The 19,183-nt window shown below is 40.2% G+C and carries 24 protein-coding genes; 15 read left to right on the forward strand and 9 right to left on the reverse strand.

Going from position 1 to position 19,183, the window contains the following annotated elements:
* Positions 1–13: 13 nt before the first annotated feature.
* Complete coding sequence (locus tag BMZ78_RS04965; protein ID WP_093228471.1) at positions 14–397, reverse strand: VOC family protein; 384 nt, start codon at positions 395–397, stop codon at positions 14–16.
* A gap of 215 nt (positions 398–612) precedes the next feature.
* Here BMZ78_RS04965 and BMZ78_RS04970 point away from each other — a divergent pair, with 215 nt between their 5' ends.
* The 3 genes from BMZ78_RS04970 to BMZ78_RS04980 are packed head-to-tail and all read left to right on the forward strand — an operon-like array spanning position 613 to position 3,296.
* Positions 613–1,731 carry an aminopeptidase gene (locus BMZ78_RS04970; protein ID WP_093228472.1) on the forward strand — a complete coding sequence of 373 codons (1,119 nt, stop codon included), beginning with the start codon at positions 613–615 and terminating at the stop codon, positions 1,729–1,731.
* A gap of 13 nt (positions 1,732–1,744) precedes the next feature.
* Positions 1,745–2,800: a M42 family metallopeptidase gene (locus tag BMZ78_RS04975; RefSeq protein WP_093228474.1), complete on the forward strand. Its 1,056-nt coding sequence runs from the start codon at positions 1,745–1,747 to the stop codon at positions 2,798–2,800.
* 13 nt (positions 2,801–2,813) lie between these two features.
* The gene (locus BMZ78_RS04980) at positions 2,814–3,296 is read left to right on the forward strand and encodes a PaaI family thioesterase (protein WP_093228475.1); all 483 of its coding nucleotides are present in this window, start codon (positions 2,814–2,816) and stop codon (positions 3,294–3,296) included.
* Between the two features lie 210 nt (positions 3,297–3,506).
* Here BMZ78_RS04980 and BMZ78_RS04985 read toward each other — a convergent pair whose 3' ends face one another.
* Positions 3,507–3,779 (reverse strand): hypothetical protein, encoded by a 273-nt coding sequence (locus BMZ78_RS04985; protein ID WP_093228477.1) that lies wholly within the window; start codon positions 3,777–3,779, stop codon positions 3,507–3,509.
* 264 nt (positions 3,780–4,043) lie between these two features.
* Here BMZ78_RS04985 and BMZ78_RS04990 point away from each other — a divergent pair, with 264 nt between their 5' ends.
* Entirely contained in the window at positions 4,044–5,423 is a 1,380-nt protein-coding gene (locus tag BMZ78_RS04990; RefSeq protein ID WP_093228478.1) for a helix-turn-helix domain-containing protein, read from the forward strand.
* Between the two features lie 103 nt (positions 5,424–5,526).
* Here the strand turns inward: BMZ78_RS04990 and BMZ78_RS04995 are convergent, their stop codons facing one another.
* Positions 5,527–5,901 (reverse strand): hypothetical protein, encoded by a 375-nt coding sequence (locus BMZ78_RS04995; RefSeq protein WP_093228480.1) that lies wholly within the window; start codon positions 5,899–5,901, stop codon positions 5,527–5,529.
* A gap of 300 nt (positions 5,902–6,201) precedes the next feature.
* Between BMZ78_RS04995 and BMZ78_RS05000 the strand changes: the two genes are divergently transcribed.
* Positions 6,202–6,510 (forward strand): Fpa/YlaN family protein, encoded by a 309-nt coding sequence (locus BMZ78_RS05000; RefSeq protein WP_093228481.1) that lies wholly within the window; start codon positions 6,202–6,204, stop codon positions 6,508–6,510.
* A 328-nt stretch (positions 6,511–6,838) separates the two neighbouring features.
* Here the strand turns inward: BMZ78_RS05000 and BMZ78_RS05005 are convergent, their stop codons facing one another.
* The 3 genes from BMZ78_RS05005 to BMZ78_RS05015 form a co-directional block, all read right to left on the reverse strand.
* Positions 6,839–7,075, reverse strand: a complete 237-nt coding sequence (locus BMZ78_RS05005; protein ID WP_093228483.1) for a hypothetical protein — start codon at positions 7,073–7,075, stop codon at positions 6,839–6,841.
* Positions 7,076–7,320: 245 nt separating this feature from the next.
* A complete protein-coding gene (locus BMZ78_RS05010) occupies positions 7,321–7,542 on the reverse strand; it encodes a GNAT family protein (RefSeq protein WP_093228484.1) in 222 nt (73 codons plus the stop codon).
* A gap of 190 nt (positions 7,543–7,732) precedes the next feature.
* A complete protein-coding gene (locus BMZ78_RS05015) occupies positions 7,733–8,635 on the reverse strand; it encodes a LysR family transcriptional regulator (RefSeq protein ID WP_093228486.1) in 903 nt (300 codons plus the stop codon).
* Between the two features lie 126 nt (positions 8,636–8,761).
* Between BMZ78_RS05015 and BMZ78_RS05020 the strand changes: the two genes are divergently transcribed.
* Together BMZ78_RS05020 and BMZ78_RS05025 are read left to right on the forward strand one after the other, a co-directional pair.
* Positions 8,762–9,859 carry a citrate synthase/methylcitrate synthase gene (locus tag BMZ78_RS05020; protein ID WP_093228487.1) on the forward strand — a complete coding sequence of 366 codons (1,098 nt, stop codon included), beginning with the start codon at positions 8,762–8,764 and terminating at the stop codon, positions 9,857–9,859.
* Positions 9,860–10,142: 283 nt separating this feature from the next.
* Positions 10,143–10,841 carry a transglycosylase domain-containing protein gene (locus tag BMZ78_RS05025; protein ID WP_093228489.1) on the forward strand — a complete coding sequence of 233 codons (699 nt, stop codon included), beginning with the start codon at positions 10,143–10,145 and terminating at the stop codon, positions 10,839–10,841.
* Between the two features lie 161 nt (positions 10,842–11,002).
* Here the strand turns inward: BMZ78_RS05025 and cax are convergent, their stop codons facing one another.
* On the reverse strand, positions 11,003–12,073 hold the full coding sequence (gene cax / locus BMZ78_RS05030) for a calcium/proton exchanger (protein ID WP_093228490.1): 1,071 nt from the start codon (positions 12,071–12,073) through the stop codon (positions 11,003–11,005).
* A 235-nt stretch (positions 12,074–12,308) separates the two neighbouring features.
* On the opposite strand from cax, the gene BMZ78_RS05035 reads away from it, so the two are divergent.
* The 3 genes from BMZ78_RS05035 (at position 12,309) to BMZ78_RS05045 (ending at position 14,201) form a co-directional block, all read left to right on the forward strand.
* Positions 12,309–13,142, forward strand: a complete 834-nt coding sequence (locus BMZ78_RS05035; RefSeq protein WP_093228492.1) for an NYN domain-containing protein — start codon at positions 12,309–12,311, stop codon at positions 13,140–13,142.
* Between the two features lie 108 nt (positions 13,143–13,250).
* On the forward strand, positions 13,251–13,517 hold the full coding sequence (locus tag BMZ78_RS05040; RefSeq protein ID WP_093228493.1) for a hypothetical protein: 267 nt from the start codon (positions 13,251–13,253) through the stop codon (positions 13,515–13,517).
* Between the two features lie 294 nt (positions 13,518–13,811).
* Positions 13,812–14,201 (forward strand): Asp23/Gls24 family envelope stress response protein, encoded by a 390-nt coding sequence (locus tag BMZ78_RS05045; RefSeq protein ID WP_093228495.1) that lies wholly within the window; start codon positions 13,812–13,814, stop codon positions 14,199–14,201.
* A 47-nt stretch (positions 14,202–14,248) separates the two neighbouring features.
* On the opposite strand, the gene BMZ78_RS05050 is transcribed toward BMZ78_RS05045, so the two are convergent.
* Positions 14,249–14,593 carry a YugN family protein gene (locus tag BMZ78_RS05050; RefSeq protein WP_093228496.1) on the reverse strand — a complete coding sequence of 115 codons (345 nt, stop codon included), beginning with the start codon at positions 14,591–14,593 and terminating at the stop codon, positions 14,249–14,251.
* A 130-nt stretch (positions 14,594–14,723) separates the two neighbouring features.
* Between BMZ78_RS05050 and BMZ78_RS05055 the strand changes: the two genes are divergently transcribed.
* Together BMZ78_RS05055 and BMZ78_RS05060 are read left to right on the forward strand one after the other, a co-directional pair.
* Complete coding sequence (locus BMZ78_RS05055) at positions 14,724–15,896, forward strand: M20 metallopeptidase family protein (RefSeq protein ID WP_093228498.1); 1,173 nt, start codon at positions 14,724–14,726, stop codon at positions 15,894–15,896.
* Between the two features lie 89 nt (positions 15,897–15,985).
* The gene (locus BMZ78_RS05060; RefSeq protein ID WP_093228499.1) at positions 15,986–16,432 is read left to right on the forward strand and encodes a CBS domain-containing protein; all 447 of its coding nucleotides are present in this window, start codon (positions 15,986–15,988) and stop codon (positions 16,430–16,432) included.
* Between the two features lie 42 nt (positions 16,433–16,474).
* Here BMZ78_RS05060 and BMZ78_RS05065 read toward each other — a convergent pair whose 3' ends face one another.
* Positions 16,475–17,341 carry a fructosamine kinase family protein gene (locus BMZ78_RS05065; RefSeq protein WP_093228500.1) on the reverse strand — a complete coding sequence of 289 codons (867 nt, stop codon included), beginning with the start codon at positions 17,339–17,341 and terminating at the stop codon, positions 16,475–16,477.
* Positions 17,342–17,458: 117 nt separating this feature from the next.
* Between BMZ78_RS05065 and BMZ78_RS05070 the strand changes: the two genes are divergently transcribed.
* From BMZ78_RS05070 to BMZ78_RS05080, 3 genes are all read left to right on the forward strand, one after another.
* Positions 17,459–17,779 (forward strand): cupin domain-containing protein, encoded by a 321-nt coding sequence (locus BMZ78_RS05070; protein ID WP_093228502.1) that lies wholly within the window; start codon positions 17,459–17,461, stop codon positions 17,777–17,779.
* A 341-nt stretch (positions 17,780–18,120) separates the two neighbouring features.
* The gene (locus tag BMZ78_RS05075; protein WP_217644994.1) at positions 18,121–18,966 is read left to right on the forward strand and encodes an SPFH domain-containing protein; all 846 of its coding nucleotides are present in this window, start codon (positions 18,121–18,123) and stop codon (positions 18,964–18,966) included.
* The gene (locus BMZ78_RS05080) at positions 18,963–19,148 is read left to right on the forward strand and encodes a type II toxin-antitoxin system antitoxin (RefSeq protein WP_093228504.1); all 186 of its coding nucleotides are present in this window, start codon (positions 18,963–18,965) and stop codon (positions 19,146–19,148) included. The genes BMZ78_RS05075 and BMZ78_RS05080 overlap by 4 nt, the downstream gene beginning before the upstream one ends.
* The last annotated feature ends 35 nt before the right edge of the window (positions 19,149–19,183 follow it).

Genomic DNA, 19,183 nt, shown 5'->3' on the forward strand with positions numbered 1-19,183 from the left:
GTATAACATGACTTTATCTCGTTGATTCAAACAGCTCAATCCATTCTCCATCAGGACCATAGAAGAAAATGTATTTTGAACCATTCGGCAATATGGTTACTTCTTCGTCAATCCATTGAATGTCGTGTTGCTTTAACCGCTCAATCTCCTTTTCAATGTTATCGACGGTAAAGGCGAGATGATGTACCTTTCCTTCTGCTGGCAATTGATCATTGTATCCTTGAATAAGTTCAAGTTCGGTTTCGTTTGAATCTTGGAATCCCAGGAATGCGAGTTGAAGATTTTCATTGGGCATGCGATAGAGCAATTTCATACCTAATACTTCCTGATAAAAGCGGATCGAAGCCTCTATGTCTTTTACCATAACCCCAACATGTTCGATTTTTTTGATAGCCATGTAAAGATGATCTCCTTTCTGTTCAGTACCACAGTGGATTGGTTTGTATGAAATGGACTGATTAGAAATAGATTACAATCTTATTGTATAAAATAAAAAGTAGAGAAAAAATACGAGATACGAAACTTTTTATATTCGATTCTCTTTTTTGAGAAAAGCACATCGTGTTAAAATGGTTCGTAAAGGTTAAAAAACATGAATAGAAGGGGATTTATATGCGTGATCAACGTGTAACGAAACTGGCCAAGATTCTGGTTCATCATTCTTGTCAAGTAAAACCAGGAGAGAATGTACTGATCGACATCTATGGAGATGATCGGGATTTGGCTCGGGAATTGGTCAAGGAAGTATATCAGGCTGGAGGATTTCCATTTGTTCAGCTCAATGACCAAAAAATTCAGCGCTCCTTGCTACTGGGAACTTCAGAAGAGCATCTCAAACGCTGGACAGATCTGGGTGTTTATCAGATGGGGAAAATGAATGGTTATATTGCTGTTCGGGGATCCAATAACATCAGTGAACTGTCGGATGTGCCAGATGAACAGATGGGTTTGTATTCCCGCATTTATTATCACCAGGTACATAGCGAGCTAAGAGTGAAAAAAACGAAATGGGTTGTCTTACGTTATCCGAATGAATCCATGGCTCAATTGGCCAATATGAGTACGGAAGCGTTTGAGGATTTTTACTTTGATGTTTGTACATTGGATTATCAATACATGGATGAAGTGATGGAGCCACTGAAAAAACGGATGGAACAGACCGACCAAGTGCGTATAGTCGGACCAGGAACCGATTTGACTTTTTCAATCAAAGGAATTCCTGTCATTAAATGCTCCGGTCAACATAATATTCCGGATGGTGAGATTTTTACCGCTCCCGTCTTGGAATCAGTGAATGGAGTCATTACTTTCAATGCTCCTACCATTTATCATGGGACGACATTTGAGAATATACGGCTGGAACTTGATAATGGTCGAATTGTAAAAGCAACAGCCAATGAAACGGAAAAGCTGAACAAAATTTTGGATACGGATAATGGGGCACGTTACATTGGCGAATTCAGTTTGGGACTCAATCCTTATATCTTGCATCCGATGAAGGATATCCTGTTTGACGAAAAGATTACTGGAAGCTTTCACTTTACACCTGGCCAAGCGTATGAGGAAGCAGATAATGGAAACCGTTCAGCCATTCACTGGGATCTGGTATGTATCCAGCGTCCGGAATACGGAGGAGGCGAGATTTATTTTGATGGTGAGCTTATTCGTAAAGATGGACAATTTGTGGTAGAAGATCTGTTACCACTGAACCCAGAAAATCTGAAGAAGTAAAAGGAAGATAGAAATGAAAGCGTATCCGGAAAATGCGGTGGTCGAAACATTGGTCAAACTGCTTAATATCCCGAGTCCGACAGGAAGAACTGAGCGCGCAATTGATTATATTGAACAACGGATGAGAGAGTTGGGAGTGTCTGCATTTAAAAACAATAAAGGCGGACTGCTGGTGACACTTCCTGGAGCCAATGATGAAGTACATCGGTTGCTTACTGCACATGTTGATACATTGGGAGCAATGGTAAAAGAAATCAAGTCCAATGGCCGTTTAAAGCTCACAAATATCGGCGGTTTTCATTGGACTTCTGTAGACGGTGCCTATTGTTATATCGAAACAAGAGAAGGAAAGGTTTATACCGGAACGATTCTGGCGACACATACATCGGTTCATGTATATAAAGATGCAAGGGAACAAAAACGTGATGTGGAAAATATGGAAGTCCGATTGGACGAACGTGTTTTTACAAAAGAAGAGGTAGAAGAATTAGGCATTTGTGTTGGAGATTTTGTTTCCTTTGATCCGCAAGTGGTCGTGACAGATTCAGGATTTATTAAATCACGCCATCTGGATGATAAAGCGAGTGCCGCCATATTAATTGAGCTGATTCATCAGTTGAAGCAGGAACGGATCCTTCTTCCTCATACCACACATTTTTTATTCAGTAATTATGAAGAAGTGGGTTTTGGCGGTAATTCCAACATTCCGGCACAAGTTCGCGAGTATGTAGCGGTAGATATGGGAGCCATTGGAGATGGGCAAAGCTCGGATGAATATACCGTATCCATTTGTGCCAAAGATAGCAGCGGTCCGTATCACTATGGTTTGAGAAAGCATCTCATTGCCTTGGCTGAGGAGCATGACATCGCTTATCGAGTGGATATTTATCCATACTACGGATCTGATGCCAGTGCGGCAGTGCGTGCGGGACACGATGTCATGCATGGTTTGGTTGGCCCAGGCATTGACGCTTCGCATGCATATGAACGGACACATCGGGATTCACTTATGCATACGTATCGTTTGCTATATCACTATCTTTTGTCAGATTGCTTAAGTGTAACTTGAGGATGTGAACATCATGGATCTAATTCATAAGTTACAACAAGTACTTGAACAGGGATCAGATGAGGAAAAAGAACTGGTAAGACTTACTTTACAAGCAATTCAACAAAGGCGTGAGCGTCAAAGTGCTTATTTGTCTGGTTTCATGGGGTTAGCGGGTCGATTTGTCGATGAGGATACGTATGAGTTTCGTGTCCCCATTACCTCATTTATGATGAATCGTGCAGGTATTGTTCATGGAGGTATTACAGCATCATTGGCAGATTCGACCATGGGTTCTCTTGTCAATAAACGTTTACCTGAAGGATATGATGCGGTGACTTCTGAACTGAAGATCAATTATTTAAAACCCGGAGTGGGTAAAGAGCTGATTTCACGCGCCAGACTCATACACAAAGGAAGCACACTGGTTGTTTCCCAGTGTGAGATCACAAATGATCGAGGGCAAAAAATCGCTTTTGCTACAGGTACGTTTTATATCATACGCATGGGCAAGTGAATGTTCATCTTCGCTGCTTGTCGGATAATTAGAAATGATGTAAAATTATCCTGATCATGCTCTTTAAAGAGCTATATCAGACATAAAGTCAATTTGGTCTATTGGTTGGTGACTAAAACTCCATATCACCGTTGAGTCAACGAGTGAAGGTCGCTCATTTCTGTTGTGATCCAGTACTTCCTGTGAATCCCTTCTGTTTGCAGGAAATGGTCATCTAAAAGGAGTAGGACTATATATTGGCATCTGTAATTTGCAGGTGCCTCTTTCTTCATCCTTTTGTTGCTGAACCATTGAATAGCTGGTGATGCCAGAAAGATGACCACCGATTACGGTAACTTGATTAAATTCGAGAATTTTGCCCGTTTCAAAAGTAAAATGTAAAACCTCACCGTTGGCTGTCTCTAACTCTACTTGAAAACAGGAGAAAGTATCCAGCAATTTATTGTTTTTACCGTAAGGGTGAGTAGTATCCCAAATAATCATGTGAGACATGCTCCTTTCCATTTACTTGTCTAAAAATGAGAGGGGAGTGAATGGATAAGTAGATTATACAAAAGGGAGCGCATTTTTACCAATATTAAAAATAATTATGCACAACGATAACCTCATTAAAATATTTAATCAATAGATCTATCTCTCAATGGAATTTAATGAAAAAGCCATTCCAAACGACGGATTTTCAGTAAAATAGCCAATATAGAGGCAGAATTGTCTAATTGTTTCCAAAAAAATTGATCGAGGTGCTGTATGAAAGAATCCATTTTTGTTTCATTGGAGCTAGGTGAATTAATCAAGCGTGTGCGAAAAGGGAAAGGATTCCGACAGGAAGATCTGGCTGATGATTTGATTTCAACTGCCACGATTAGCAATATCGAGCGAGGGGCTTATACAGTTAGCAAAAGTAAACTGGAACATATCTGCTCCAAATTGGGTTTGGATTTAGATCATTTATCCTTACCCAAACAAGAAGAGCTCAGTGAAGAAGAGATTCGGTTTGAGCTTGTGATGATTGAACATGATATTGATGCCTGTAATTTTGAACATGCTTGGAAAGGATTGCAACGGTTAAGTCTGGAGAATGATCATCCTTTACTTGCGTGGTTATACTACCTGAGAGGAAAATACTATTTAAGAAAAAAAGTGTGGAATCAAGCGAGTGTCTATTTTTCAAAAGGGATTCAAGTAGTGGGGAATCATCCAGAGATGATCTCTAGCAATATTCAAGCTGCCTGTTATAATGAACTCAGCCGTATCGCTTACTATCAAAATGATTTGGAACAAGCGATCCAATATGTAAAGGAAGGGTTAAGTGTATTTGTCCCTAATAGAGAGAGGGAATATTATCAGTATCATTTGATGGTGAATAAGGTTATTTACTTGAAAAATCAGAATCGTGTGGAAGAGGCGTTGCGAACACTAAATGCCATGTGGAAAGAGATGGAGAAAATAAAAAGTACTGAGGTATTGCTCAATATGTACGAATTACAAGCGGAGCTGTTGAATAAGACTGAAAGATATGAAGAAGCAACGACATATGCTTTGGCTGGAATGGAGCTTGCTCGGATAGAAGGAAATCATGAGAGGTTGTTTGATTTATGGACTGTGTTGGGTAGCAGTTATATTTATTTGGAGCAATGGAAAAAAGCAGAACAGTGTTTACGGTCTGCTCTAAGATTGAAAGATAGAATCAAGAAGGAGTATTTATTGATCTCTACATATACGCAGCTAGGGAAACTGTATTCGATTACGGGAAAGATGAAATGGGCTATTTCTACATTGGAAGAAGCTGTCCGACTGGGTAAACAAACCAACGATGTTTTTCGTTTGTGTGAAGCTCTGGAAGCATTGGGGGATAGCTATTTGCGCCAAAATCAATATAAAAAAGCACGACGTTCTTATGAATCTGCACTTCTTTTGGCGGAACAACATTTCTTGAAAGCACAGGCAATGAATATTTTGTTAAAGTTAGCGTGCTGCTGTCAAAAAGATGATCCGGAAAATTACCAGAAATATATTGAATCTTTTTTCCAAATGCATATACAATTACAGGAAAGGAGGGAAATAGGGATGAAAATGGAAAATCAAATCGAGTCACTCAAGCTGCACTCAGACCCACCAGGGGGATAGAAAATAATTTCGGAATAATAGGTTTATACTAAAATTTCATTATATTAAGATTTATTCATTTTTGGCATAAAAATATGCGACTCCTCAATTGGAGTCGCTTCTACTATGATTGCACGATCACTTCCAGTTCAGTGAGATAGTCAATAGGCTCATCTTTATTACTTCCATCAGCCAGATAGAGAAGAGCGGGTCCACCTTCGCGAATCGGCTGATTGTTTTTAGCGAAGCATAGATAAGCGGAGCGAGCTTCTTCCATGGTCAGGACTACATTTTCACCTTGAGAGCGATGACAGATCATATGAGTCGCTGATAAATCAGGCTCTGCATTATTAAGAAAAGGACCCAGTTCCATGGCGAGTCCTTCGACGCCAGGGAGACGTTCGCTTAAAGGAAAATGTCGATCGTCAACGATCCAGATTGTAGGATCCAGATTAATACGAAATTTAACTTTTCCTGTAATAAGAATGACTGAGTGCATAAGATCACCTTGTTTTTGATAGATTTGTGATTCAACTCGCTGTATGTAGCATACACATGATTATAACGGATCGAAGTGGACAATGAAAAACAGGAATGCCAGGAAAATGAAATATCAAATCGTTTGATCCTTTTGAATCGGGAACTTAAATGAGCTAGATGGATAGAGAAAGGACTGATTATATTATTTTTGCTTGTGTTTATGTGGATTGTATCGTTTTGCAAACCATAGATGATCATGATAAACTAATGATAGCATGTGGGATTAAGGCCGTTTTCAGGATTCTGTGTGGAACGGTCGATGGGGGGATGCATTTTGTCCATACCGACGCAGACCGATTTAAGTCAAAAGGCTTTACGACTGCTTAGGGAAGATGCGGAAAAAATCGAGCAGTTGATTGCAGTTCAGTTAGAAAATTTGACTTTGCCGAAATGTCCGTTATATGAAGAAGTACTAGACACCCAAATGTTTGGCCTTTCCAGAGAAATTGACTTTGCTGTTCGTCTAGGTATGATTACGCGTGAGCAAGGTCAACAGATTATCCTAGAACTTGAACGGAAATTAGCTCACCTTTATTCAACCATTCTTCCCTCATCGGTCGGTGAGTAAGCAAAAGACTCCAATTCCCGGAGTCTTTTTTATTTAATGTCTCTCCCCTTAGGGCTAGGTATAGCAAAATTTTTGTTGTGTAGTTATCTCAAAAATTTGGTGTTTGTTCGTGTATTTTGTATGAACAAATGTTAGGGCGAGCGACATGAAACCAGTTGTTGTGAATCCCAAAATTTCCTCTGAAGTAATGACATAAGAAAATAAATAAGGTATAATCAAGTTAGCAATATTGCATAAGATGTTACTACATCGGCGCCACTATCACCCGAAACCATGGCCTCTTCGGCCGTGTGGAAATCCCGTTTGGGATAGGGAATAGGGCGCTGATTTATTTTCTTTTAAAGCACCAAATGTTGAAACCATCGCTTTCTTTGGGAGAATGACAAGAGTCTAATGAAATTCCTATCGTTTTTTGTATGTGGTCTACTACATCTACCTTCGCATTTTTGCTATTATTTTTCTTTGCCTTAGCATAATGCCCATTTTTTACAAAAATGCCGCTTGAAAGCCCACGGTTTGAATCATAGGATTGCTTAGAGTAACAATTTTCTATATAATCAAACATATGAGCGGTGCTCATCCTACTGGTAGTAGGTCGAATTTTCTTGTGACGTCATGGTATCAGGTTCTGGTAGCGAAAGTCTCCTACCAGGTAAAACCATGAGAGTGAATGAAAGGAACTAGCATACTGGTAACAGGTATGCCGCCCATGTGGGTACATGCGGTCCAGTGCCGTAGAACTGCATGGGACGGGGTGATGACACACCCCTGAACTTGGGCGTTGTCCAAAACGGAAACGGACTGCGGACGCTAACGACCCAAGAATCCCACGGCTTCAGCCGTGTGGAGTGTCAAATAGGCGATTGCACCTGCAAATACATCAGCTATCTGAAGTTGAATTTGTGATCCATCTCTGGATTCGACTCTCTCAAGGTCAGCAGCAAAAGAAGGATTCTCCCAAATTGTCCCCAAAACCATGTATTTGTGAGCGTTTTGGCTACTCTCATCGCCCCAAATCGTGATTAATCCCATGATTTATTCTCCAATTCTCATAAGCAATTCTTATCATATAAATTATACATTAGTTTTGAATTTTTTGCGATATGAAGCGTAAGTAGATCGGATAATAGATTGCATAGTCTGAAAATGTAAATATAGAAAAACATAAAAAAACAAGATTTACATAATGCTTGTTATGAACATTCGAGTACAATGAGCCATTTTAATCTCCGAGTCCATCCTCTACCGTGTAAATACCACTGATATCCTCGATGAGTTTTCTCAGTGTCCGTGATTGGTAACGTTTTTCTGGATAGTAGAGTTGAACGGGAAAAGAATGATCAAATTTTGTCATATGGATCCGTCGATAAGATGAACTTTTGCTATCTACCGAAATAGTTGGAATAAGGGCTGCTCCATAATTGGCGGCGACAAGGCTTTTAATTTCATCTACACTGGTTAATTCAATCATGATATTTAACTGGATACCATACTGTTTAAAAATCTGATCCATCATCCGTCGTTCCATGGTCGAAGGGGCAAATGAGATGATAGGAATATGTTCCAAGTCAGAGACGGTGATATAGGTATTCTTTTTAGCCAGCGGGTGGTCGTATGAAGCAATCAAAGCAAATGAATCATAAAAGAGGGTTTTTGTTTGAATATGACTGGGAAGTGAATCCAGTTTATAAGCGATTCCCAAATCAACTTGTCCTTCATTAAGGGCAGTAATGATCTCATCTGCTGACAAGGTTAATACTCGTAAAGGAAGCGTTTGACGAAACGATTGAAAATAATGTGTCAAACGTAGCAGAACCGTCATCGCTAAACAGGAAGTGGTTCCAATAACCATTGGGCGATTGATCGGTTTTTTTTCATTTTCTGATATAGATTCTTTAGCTTCACGAATCAAATCCACGATTTGCAGAGCATAAGGAAGAAATAAGCTACCACTGGAAGTAAGTTTTACATTGGGCCGATAAAACAAAGTGGTACCAAGTTCTTCTTCAAGACTACGGATTTGTGCACTGACAGCGGGTTGAGTAAGTTGTAATGCGTCAGCTGCTTGGCGAAAATGTTTGCGCCTGGCTACTTCAATAAAAGTAAGCAATTGTTGTTCGTTCATAAATTTCACCCTCTAGCTTTTTGATAAAAATATTTTATCACACTGATTAATAGAATAAATTGGATTTTTCGGAATGGATCATATTATGATAAAAATAGGAAAGCATTTTGAGAAGGGGAGAAAATAATGCAAGTAAATCCAGGTTTAGAGGGTGTTGTTGTAGCAGAAACAGCAATTTCTCATATCGATGGACAACAGGGTCACTTGATTTATAGAGGATATGATGCCAAGCAATTAGCCACCACAAGTACGTTTGAAAAGGTTGTCCATCTGTTATGGAAAGGGCATTTTCCAGATGGGGAAGAAGAGAAGCAGTGGTTAGTAAAGTGCCGCCAGTCGCAAACACTATCGGATGAGATGATTCGTTTAATACAAACGATTCCAGAGCGGATTGACATGCTAAGTACCTTGCGCTCTGTATTGGTTACGATGGAAAATCCTGATTGGCCACCTACATGGGAGCAGGCAATTCGGGTATTGGTTCAAGTTCCGATCATCATTGCTGCCAGATATCGTTATCTTCATCATAAACCCATCGTTCCGCCACGCGACGATCTATCTTTTGCCGCAAACTATTTGTATATGCTTCGTGGCGATGAAGCAAGCGAGGCACATGTGAAGGGTTTAGAGGCTTATCTGATCTTAACAGCTGAACATGGTTTTAATGCGTCTACCTTTACTTCGCGTGTGGTAACGTCTACCGAATCTGATATTTTATCTGCAGTAGTTGCAGCTATTGGGGCACTGAAAGGAAGAATTCATGGTGGCGCTCCATCAGAAGTAGACGATATGCTGGGGGAAATCGGTAGTATTGAGCGTGCTGAATCGTGGATGCGTGAAAAGTTGGAGCGTGGCGAAAAGCTGATGGGTTTCGGACACCGTGTTTACAAAACAACAGATCCACGAGCTGAAGCACTCCGTACGGTTGTTCAGGAATATGCGGCCAATGAGCCGTGGTTCGACTTTGCTGTTCAGGTAGAACAAATCGCTTTGCAGTTGTTAAAGGAATATAAGCCGCATCGTTCCATTTATACCAATGTAGAGTTCTATACAGCTGCCGTCCTTAAGGCGATCCAATTGCCAGCGGAGTTGTATACACCTACGTTTGTAGTTAGTCGTACAGCTGGTTGGATTGCTCATATCCTTGAGCAAGCCAGTCATAATCGGATCATTCGTCCAGATTCAAGATATGTGGGACCTAAATGTGCCAAGATAACAAAATGAGGCTATTGACAAGAAGCTAAGTTGGTATAAGTAAATGCATGTCATCCTCTGTTTTGATCAGCAGAGGATTTTTTTGTCCATTTCACCCCGAATTCCAACAATAGATGGATAAAAGTATGAAAATAATGCGAACGAAGTGTAGGGAGTATGTCCGAATGTTATTAAAATATGGTATTATTTTAAGAGAGCCTATTTTGTATAGAGAAACAAAGCTAAGAAAAGATCATGGCTATTTTTTATTCTTTAAGTGGCTCTACTTGTTCAATTTATTGGTGGGAATGCCATGGGGTTTCCAAGAAGCCTTCAGATTGATAAAGAAAAACTTGCTGCTGCACAAGCAACACCTAATCATGTATCTATCGATGAAATGCCTGACTATTTAGGACAAGCATTTGTTTCCATTGAAGATCATCGGTTTCACCGGCATATCGGGATTGACTTTATTTCTTTGGGAAGAGCTTTATGGATCGATCTGGTAAAAGGAGGAAAAATCCAAGGCGGCAGTACGATTACCATGCAGCTGGCACGTAATTTGTTCTTAACGAATAATAAGACATTTAGCCGAAAAATAAAGGAAATATGGATCGCATTTTACCTGGAGTGGAAGTTTTCCAAGCCAGAAATACTTGAAATGTATTTAAATAATATATATTTTGGTCATGGAATATATGGGATTGAAACAGCTGCGAGTTTCTATTTTGGTAAAACAACACGTATGGATAACCCGAATAAAGAGATTGTCAGCTTGGCAGAAGCAGCAATGTTAGCTGCTTTGCCGAAAGCACCTGAAAGGTACTCTCCAGTCAAAGATTTTTCAAAGGCGAAAAGACGACAGGAAATCGTGCTAAAACGGATGCTCCAACTTGGTGTCATTACCAAAGCGGAACAAGAAGCAGCTGTGAAAGAGAAGATTCATATCTTGGGAAAGTATAGTTCCTTATATCCGAATAAGCAAAATCGATTGTCAATCCATGCATCATGATAAAATCAATAATCCCTTCTGTTATGAACAGAAGGGATTTCGTTTATTGCATGAGCTATGGTTTGATTGTCGTGGTTTTGTCTTTCTGATCCATTGGTTCTGGTCTGGCAAGTATAAAAAATCGAGTCGACAAAAATCTACTCGATTCATATGCATATGGGCTATCTAACAACAAAGAAGGCAGCACCGAGGATGATATAGACCATCAATAGTAAAACACCTTCATACCAGTTGGTTGAACCATCTCGTGAAATCGAAGAAGCAATAAACGTAGCGACTGCTACTGCAGCAATTTCATAATGGTTAAAGATTAAATTCATATGCTGTCCAAATAATAAACCAATAAACACTAAGACAGGTGCAACAAAAAGAGAAATTTGCAAACTGCTGCCAATGGCGATTTCAACGGCTGCGCCAATCCGGTTTTTCATTGCCAAAAAGACAGCAGCACTATGTTCAGCCGCATTTCCGATGATAGCGATCAAGAAAGCTCCAACAAAAAGTTCCGACCAGCCCAAAACATGGGCTACATATTCCACAGTGGCAACAATCCATTCACTTTGGATTGCAACAAAAATGGTCGAGAGGGCGAGCATGAAAATGGAAACCCATTTGGACCAGGCAGGGCCTTCGTCTTCATCATGGTCGGTTGGATTGGCTTCCGTTTCTTGTTCACTAAGTTCTTTCCGATGAGTGACCAAGGAAAAATATAACCATAAGAAATAACCAATGATTAAGACTGCAGCGATAATCATACTTACATTGAATACACTGGTATGGGGTACACCTTGTAAAAAGGTGGCAGGGATAAACAAACCAATGACGGCGATCATCATCAATGAAGCATTATGACCGGCCAATATGGGATTGAATTGTTGGGTTTTGTACTTTAACCCACCAAAAAATACGCTTAATCCCAAAACCAGCAGCAAATTTCCGATGATGGAACCAATAATGCTGGCTTTCACCAAATTAAATAAACCGGCTTTTACCAGGAAAATTGAAATGATGAGTTCGGCTGCGTTGCCAAATGTTGCATTCAGCAATCCACCTAACCTTTCACCAGCATAGTGAGCTACACTTTCTGTAGCTTTTCCGAGGAGGGCAGCCCAAAATAATAGGGAAGTACAGGCCAAAGTAAACTGGATCCACTCCACCTTTGTAAAAAAATGAACGAGTGCGCTACCGATAGTTGTGGTGATCAGTAGTGGATAAAACCACTTTTTTTTCACTTTTGTCACCCCTTATGTTGTTGAATCTTTGTAAAATAATTAATAGAATCACCAGATGATTATAACATGATTGATTAATATTTTGCATTGCTGCAAAAAATAATGCATAAGAAAAGCAAGAAATATATTAAGTGTAAGTGGTTAATCTTACTGGTTATTTTAGTTGGAAAAAAGAAGGAAAATACCAGATAAAAGAGAAATAGTCCAACATGGCCCGAATGAAAGGGGGGAGATCATGGAGCAAGTCAAGGATACTGCAGTATTTATAGACTTGGAAAATGTATATTATGGGCTAAAAAAATATCATATGGATCCGGATCATCCAGATGATAAGCATAATTTGTTCTTGCGACTTCAGGAACATTATGGGAAAGATTCGATCCGTATGATGGAGGCATATGCCGATTTTGAGCAAATTGAGCTGTCCATGATGAGTTTGCAAAGAAAAAGGGTTCATGTGCATCAAGTATATGGAAATGGCAGAAGAGGGGAAGAGAGAAAAAACGCAGCAGATATTCAACTATGTTTAGACGCCATGGAAGTTTTATACCAGATACCCGAGATTAATACATTTGTCATTGTGAGCGCTGATCAGGATATGATTCCACTGCTTGATCGTTTATGGTCGAAGGGAAAGCGAGTCGAATTGTTCTGCCTGTATGATGAAAGTTTGTCCAAATCAGCTCAACTGCATGAGTTTTGTGATAAAACCCATAACTTATTTGAATTTCTTGGAATCGATAAGTTGCATAACCTTCAGTTTGATCACTTGGTGCATAATGCGGTAGTTCAGATTTATGAATGGTATCGTGATCCAAATAATGCGGGTAAGAGCTATGGAAGCACGTGGATCAAAAATGATTTCTTACGCAAGCTACATATCAGTGAAGTGGAGGCCAATCATCTATTTACCCGTTTAGTGAAAGGAAAATACTTAATCCCTTATGAGATTGAGATGGATGACAAGGTCTTCTATGGCTATAAGGTGAATCTTGGTCATCCTCAAGTCCAGATGATGGTAAAAATCGCTGGATACAATATCAATAAATGTTCACTAGATGCTGGTTGATTCATGAAAAAAGACTTTTTATTATGAAAGTGCGAGCCGAAATGATGGTAACTCCTCAGACGAAGCACTTTCTTTCTTTTATATATAAGTTTATGAGGAGTGTCCTATGTGTCTGTTTGGAAATATGAAAGAGATGTTGAAAACTTAAAGATTGAAATTGCTAGACTTGAGCGGATGATCTGTGAAAAACAAGATGAATTCCAACGCGCTACGCGGAGAGGAGAAGAGGCAGACGCCCGTTTGTTGCGACGAGAACAGTTGAAATATGAAGAAAAGTTACGGGAGATTATTAGAGAGTTGATTCATACTGAGCGTAAGCTGGAAAAGGTGAAAAAAGAAGAGAAAGATCCTTTAGGGGATTTATCTTGGTGGTGAATGGTTTATTTAAATACGTTGAGAAGGAAACAAATTGGTAAATGTAGAATTTTACAATGAGATCTTTTGATTTTTGCCAACAGCAATCCGCTTTGTGTTATTCTATAAAGTACACGAATGGACTGACAACGCAATAAAGATAGAGATAGATCGATATGGTTGGAGATGGTCGGCGACAAACGGCGTATTTGCTTGTTGAACAAAAAGTTTTTTGGGTAGCGAGCATGTTAAAGGAGGTGGATTCCTGCTACGGATCAATCTGTCAATAACAGACGGAAGTAGCAGGAAAATCATATGACAGAGTATACGGGTGGAACCATTCGGATTGCAGATGATGTAGTAGCGATTATTGCAGGACTTGCAGCCACAAAAGTGAAAGGAATTGCTAGCATGTCAGGGGGTATTACCGAAGGTCTTGCCAAACGGGTAAGTGGTAAAAATATGACCTTGGGTGTAGATGTTGAAGTTGGGCAAGTTGAAGCAGCGATTGATTTACGGGTGATTGTTGAGTATGGTGTTCGTATTCATGATGTTTGCCGTACATTGCAGCAAGAAGTAAAAGAAGCCGTTGAAAATATGACAGGTCTTCGTGTGGTGGAAGTGAATGTCAAGGTTGAAGGAGTCGACCTGAAGGATAAAATGGCCGTTTCCAAAAAAGAGGAGGAAGAACAGCGCGTAAGATAAATAAAAGGGAGATGTCTAGCAAAGTAGATATCTCCCTCCTTTTTCTTTTATGCGGATAATGCTTTCTCCAGCTCAGCTAATTTTTCTTTGACTTGTGACTCCAGGGCTGGAGGAACTTCAACGGAGTCGTCGAGGCCATGTGGGAAGAAGTGGCGAACAAAGACAGGGGTACCCATTTCCAGAATTGCTTGAGGATGTTCGAGCGCTTTATCATTGACAACGGTACCACGCAGGCGTAAATAGTAGTCTACTCCATCTGCCGTATATTTCAGGTCATAAGTTGCTTTTTCATAATCCCAGGACCAACGAACAAACCCCAGTTGTTTCATAATAGTTTCAAGTTCTTTAAACTGTTTTTTAATGCCTTTGGTTTTTGCTTCATGAAAAATCATAACAAGTGCCTCCTTTTTGTAGCACACCGCATAGAATCCTTATTAAATGATAGTATGAACGAAGCCATAAAGCAATAACATGACAATGACAGATACGAATAGTTTGTGATAAATAAGGGAGAGGAGAAAAATGAAAGAGCGTATCGATCAGCTGTTTCCGCAGATGGTGGATTGGAGAAGAATGTTTCATCAATATCCTGAATTATCTTATCAGGAAAAAAATACCTCCGAAAAGATTGCACAATTTTTACGAGAGCTGGGTCTGGAAGTACGGACAGGGATTGGTGGATATGGGGTGACTGGTTTACTGAAAGGAAAGGAAGCAGGTCCAGTTGTAGCTTTACGGGCAGATATGGATGCATTGCCGATTCAGGATGAAAAAAACTGTAGCTATCGTTCTAAAGTTCCAGGTGTTATGCATGCATGTGGACATGATGCACATATGGCTATGCTGATGGGAACAGCAATGCTTTTGAGTGAACAAAAAGAAAAACTGAAAGGAGACATTCTATTTATTTTCCAACCAGCTGAAGAAAAGCCACCAGGTGGTGCAATTGCCATGATCCAAGATGGGGTTCTCCATGGAGTGGATGTGATCTATGGCATTCACTTATGGACCCCATTGCCATTAGGTGTTGTCGGTGTTCGGGGCGGAGAGATAATGGCGGCATCTGATGCATTTATGATTGAAATTATTGGCCGTGGTGGTCATGGTGGTATTCCTCATGAAGCCATTGATGCTGTTGCCATTGCTTCTCATGTGGTTGTCAACTTACAGACCATAGTCAGCCGGCAAGTGGATCCTCTTAAGTCTGGAGTTATTACAGTCGGTTCGATTCAAGGCGGGAACGCATTCAATGTCATTGCAGATACCTGTTGCATGCTGGGAACTGTTCGGACATTTGATCCAGTGATTCGCAAAATGCTGGTTGAACGGATCGAAGAGGTGGTAAAAGCAACCTGCCAGATGTATGGAGCACAATATCGATTTGAGTATACATACGGCTATCCAGCAGTGATCAATGATGAGCAAGAAGCCCAACGGGTAGCAAATGTGGCGAGTCAAATCGTAGGTGAACAACAAGTATGGCATATACCTCCGATGATGCCAGGAGAAGATTTTGCTTACTATCTGGAGCGAATTCCAGGAGCTTTTTGTTTTGTAGGAGCAGGAAATCCAGAGAAACAGATAGTTGCGCCCCACCATCATCCATTGTTTGACATTGATGAAGAAGCGATGAAAGTGGGAATAGAGCTGTTTATCCGATTAGCCATGGATTATTTGAACAAAGGAACGGTTTAAGATTTTTGTAGGGAACTCAAACTTCCAAATGGATATGCATGCTTTTTTATTTGGTGGAAAAGCTAATAGAAGTAAAGGGGGGTATTGTTATGAACAAAGTAAGAGATATCATGTCAACCAATGTGATTTTTGTGTCTCCTGATGACAATCTATATGAAGTTGCCTGTCTTATGCGTGATAACAATGTAGGATCGATTCCCGTACTCGAGAATAATCAATTAAAAGGAATGATTACGGATCGAGACATTGTCATTCGGGGAGTTGCTGAAAGAAAGCCGAATTCCAGTGCTGTAAAAGACATTATGTCTAGCCGCCTGGTTTATGGTCGACCAGATATGTCGATTGATGAAGCAGCAAACATAATGGCTGAAGCCCAGGTTCGGCGCTTGCCTGTCGTTGAAAATAATCAATTGGTTGGAATTGTTTCGATTGGAGACATGGCTGTGCGTGAGCCGTTTGCTGATGAAGCCGGTCGAGCGATGCAAGAGATCACAGAAACACATAATCCTCGTGTATCCAGCGATTTGCAACACTGAAACAGAAACAGCTGTTAGCACTTGTGGGCTAACAGCTTCCATCTATACATAACGATGCAAGATCTGGTCGACAGACTGACCATATCCCTCGCCGAACAGATTGAGATGCACGAGAAGATAGTACAGCTGATAAAGTGGTTTACGATCCTGGTAATCTAAAGGCAAAGGTTGGATGTTTTGATAAGCTTGATAGAGACGCTCGGAAAAACCGCCATATAGTTCAGTAAACGCCAACTCGATTTCATGGTGAGCATAATAAACGGCAGGATCAATTAAATAAGGTTTACCATGTGGACCTACAAGCCAATTTCCACTCCACAAATCACCATGAATCAGGGAGGGGGAGGGGTTTTTAGGAAGCCATTGGGATAAGTTGGCCATCAGCTTTTCCAGCTTTTTCAGTCGTTGACCTGTTATTCGCTTGCGCTGAATCCCGAGTTCTAACTGAACCTTGAGTCTTTTGTCGCGGTAAAAGGAAACCCAATTGGTGTCCCATCCATTGATTTGGGGGAGGGAACCCAGATAATTATCTTCATCCAGACCAAATGCTTTCTCTGTCGTTTGGTGCAGAAGAGCGAGCTGATGTCCTAGCCATACTTCGGTTTTTTCGCTTTTGTCTCCCTGGATCCATTCCATCAGAAGCATGGCAGCCTGTTCTTGTTCAAAGTAGAATTCACCAAAAATCTCAGGGACATTTACCGTTCTTGATTGTTGGAGTATACGTAAGCCAGTCACTTCTTTCTTAAAAAAATCTGGAGAAACTTTTTCATTGGCTTTGATAAAATACTCTCTTTTTTCCGTTTGAACATAATAAGCCTGATTAATACAACCACCATGAATCGTTTGCAGGTGAATAATGCTGGAAGTGTCACCTAATTGTTTTAATGATTGGGTGAGCAGATTTCGCATAAAAATTCACTCCATTGCCTATTCTGGCAAATATCTTTTGTTCTTGTTCATAAACTACTTGAAACAAAATGGATTGTAAAGTACAATGTTGGCAAAAAAAGCAGGGGGCCTATTTCTATGAATAAACCCTATATTATTCGCTATAGTGAAAGCGATCGCATCCCGATGGGACAGGGTGTAAAGATAAGTTATCTGAGAAAATCTGCTGATGAGTATAGTATTTTGTTACAGATGGATGCTCATAGCCAATTTCCGGTTCATGAGCATGTTGGAGGCGAAGAGATTTTTGTCGTTGAAGGCGAGGTTCAAGTAGGGGAAGAAAAATTAAATCGGGGCGATTACTATTATTTGCCTCCAGGTTTTAATCGATCTGTATCAACAGATAAAGGGTGTACCCTTTTGATTAGTTCTGCTAAGGGAGTCCAATTGCAGACATAGGGAAGTACTTCAGCATTGATGGAAATTTTTGAATGGGTTTCATTCAGTTGAGAACGTTATGAACCAAGCAAGCATAGGTTGATCCTGTTTTGAGGGAGTTGGCAAACGAAGGGGTTTCTTTTCCGGTTGAGGGTAATTTGCTCATTTTTAAGCGGGAGAAAAAACAGGAAAGGAACTCAGATCCAAAATAGATCCTTTGTCAACAAGCTTAGCATGGGTCGATCCTATGCTTTTTTATTTTTTTCTGAAACTTGATATGATTATATTCATATGATATCATATAGATAACATCAAGATATTGGTTTGATAAAAAGAAAGGGGTTTACTTTTAAATGAGTCAAATCCAGGAACAAAATGCTTGGAAAACAAATGGTTTTTTGTTTTTGTTGATTGATTTGCTTCTTTTGGCTGGAAGTTTATATTCGTTTGCTGTTTCAAATATTCCTTTAGCTGTGATTGGTGTGATTCTTTTTATCTTTGTCGGATTCGGTTTTTTGGTTGTGCAACCGAATCAAGGGTATGTCCTTACTTTTTTTGGAAAATATATAGGGAGTGTACGGGAGGACGGGTTTTATTGGGTAAACCCTTTAGCAACCAAAAAGAAAATTTCTTTGCGTGTGCGCAATTTCAATAGTGAAAAGATTAAAGTGAATGATGCTGAGGGAAATCCAATTGAGATCGGTGCTGTGGTTGTATGGCGTGTGATTGATTCTGCCAAAGCAGTATTGGACATGGAAGATGTAGAGGAGTTTGTAGATATTCAAAGTGAAACAGCCATTCGCTCCATTGCCAGTCGTTATCCCTATGACAGTCACGATAAAGACATTGAATCTCTTCAAGGTAACCCAGATGAAGTTTCACATGCTATGCAATATGAGTTGCAAGAGCGATTGAAAATTGCGGGAGTGGAGATTCTTGAGGCGCGGATTAGCCACTTGGCATATGCTCCGGAAATCGCCCAAGCGATGCTTCGACGTCAACAAGCCCAAGCCATTATTGCTGCACGCCAAAAGATCGTAGAAGGTGCGATGGGAATGGTAACAACGGTACTGAAAGATTTGGAAGCACAGGGTGTTGTTGACTTGGATGAAGAGCGAAAAGCATCGATGGCGAACAATCTGTTAGTGGCCCTGGTATCAGATTCAGGTACTACACCTGTGATCAATACGGGTTCTCTATACACATGAGTAAAGGAAAAAAACGCTTTCTTTTACGTATAGATCCGGAGCTTTATGAAATACTTGAAAAATGGGCTGCTGATGAGTTTCGTAGCGTTAATGCACAAATTGAATATTTGTTGAAGGAAGCAGTTCGAAAAGCGGGAAGAGGAAAGAAGATCAGAACACAAGCCGATGAGGATCAAACATAAAATCAATTATTTGCGGATTCATAGAGTCTAAACTT

It is taken from the genome of Thermoflavimicrobium dichotomicum (genome assembly GCF_900114055.1).
In the GTDB taxonomy this organism is placed as follows: Bacteria; Bacillota; Bacilli; order Thermoactinomycetales; family Thermoactinomycetaceae; genus Thermoflavimicrobium; species Thermoflavimicrobium dichotomicum.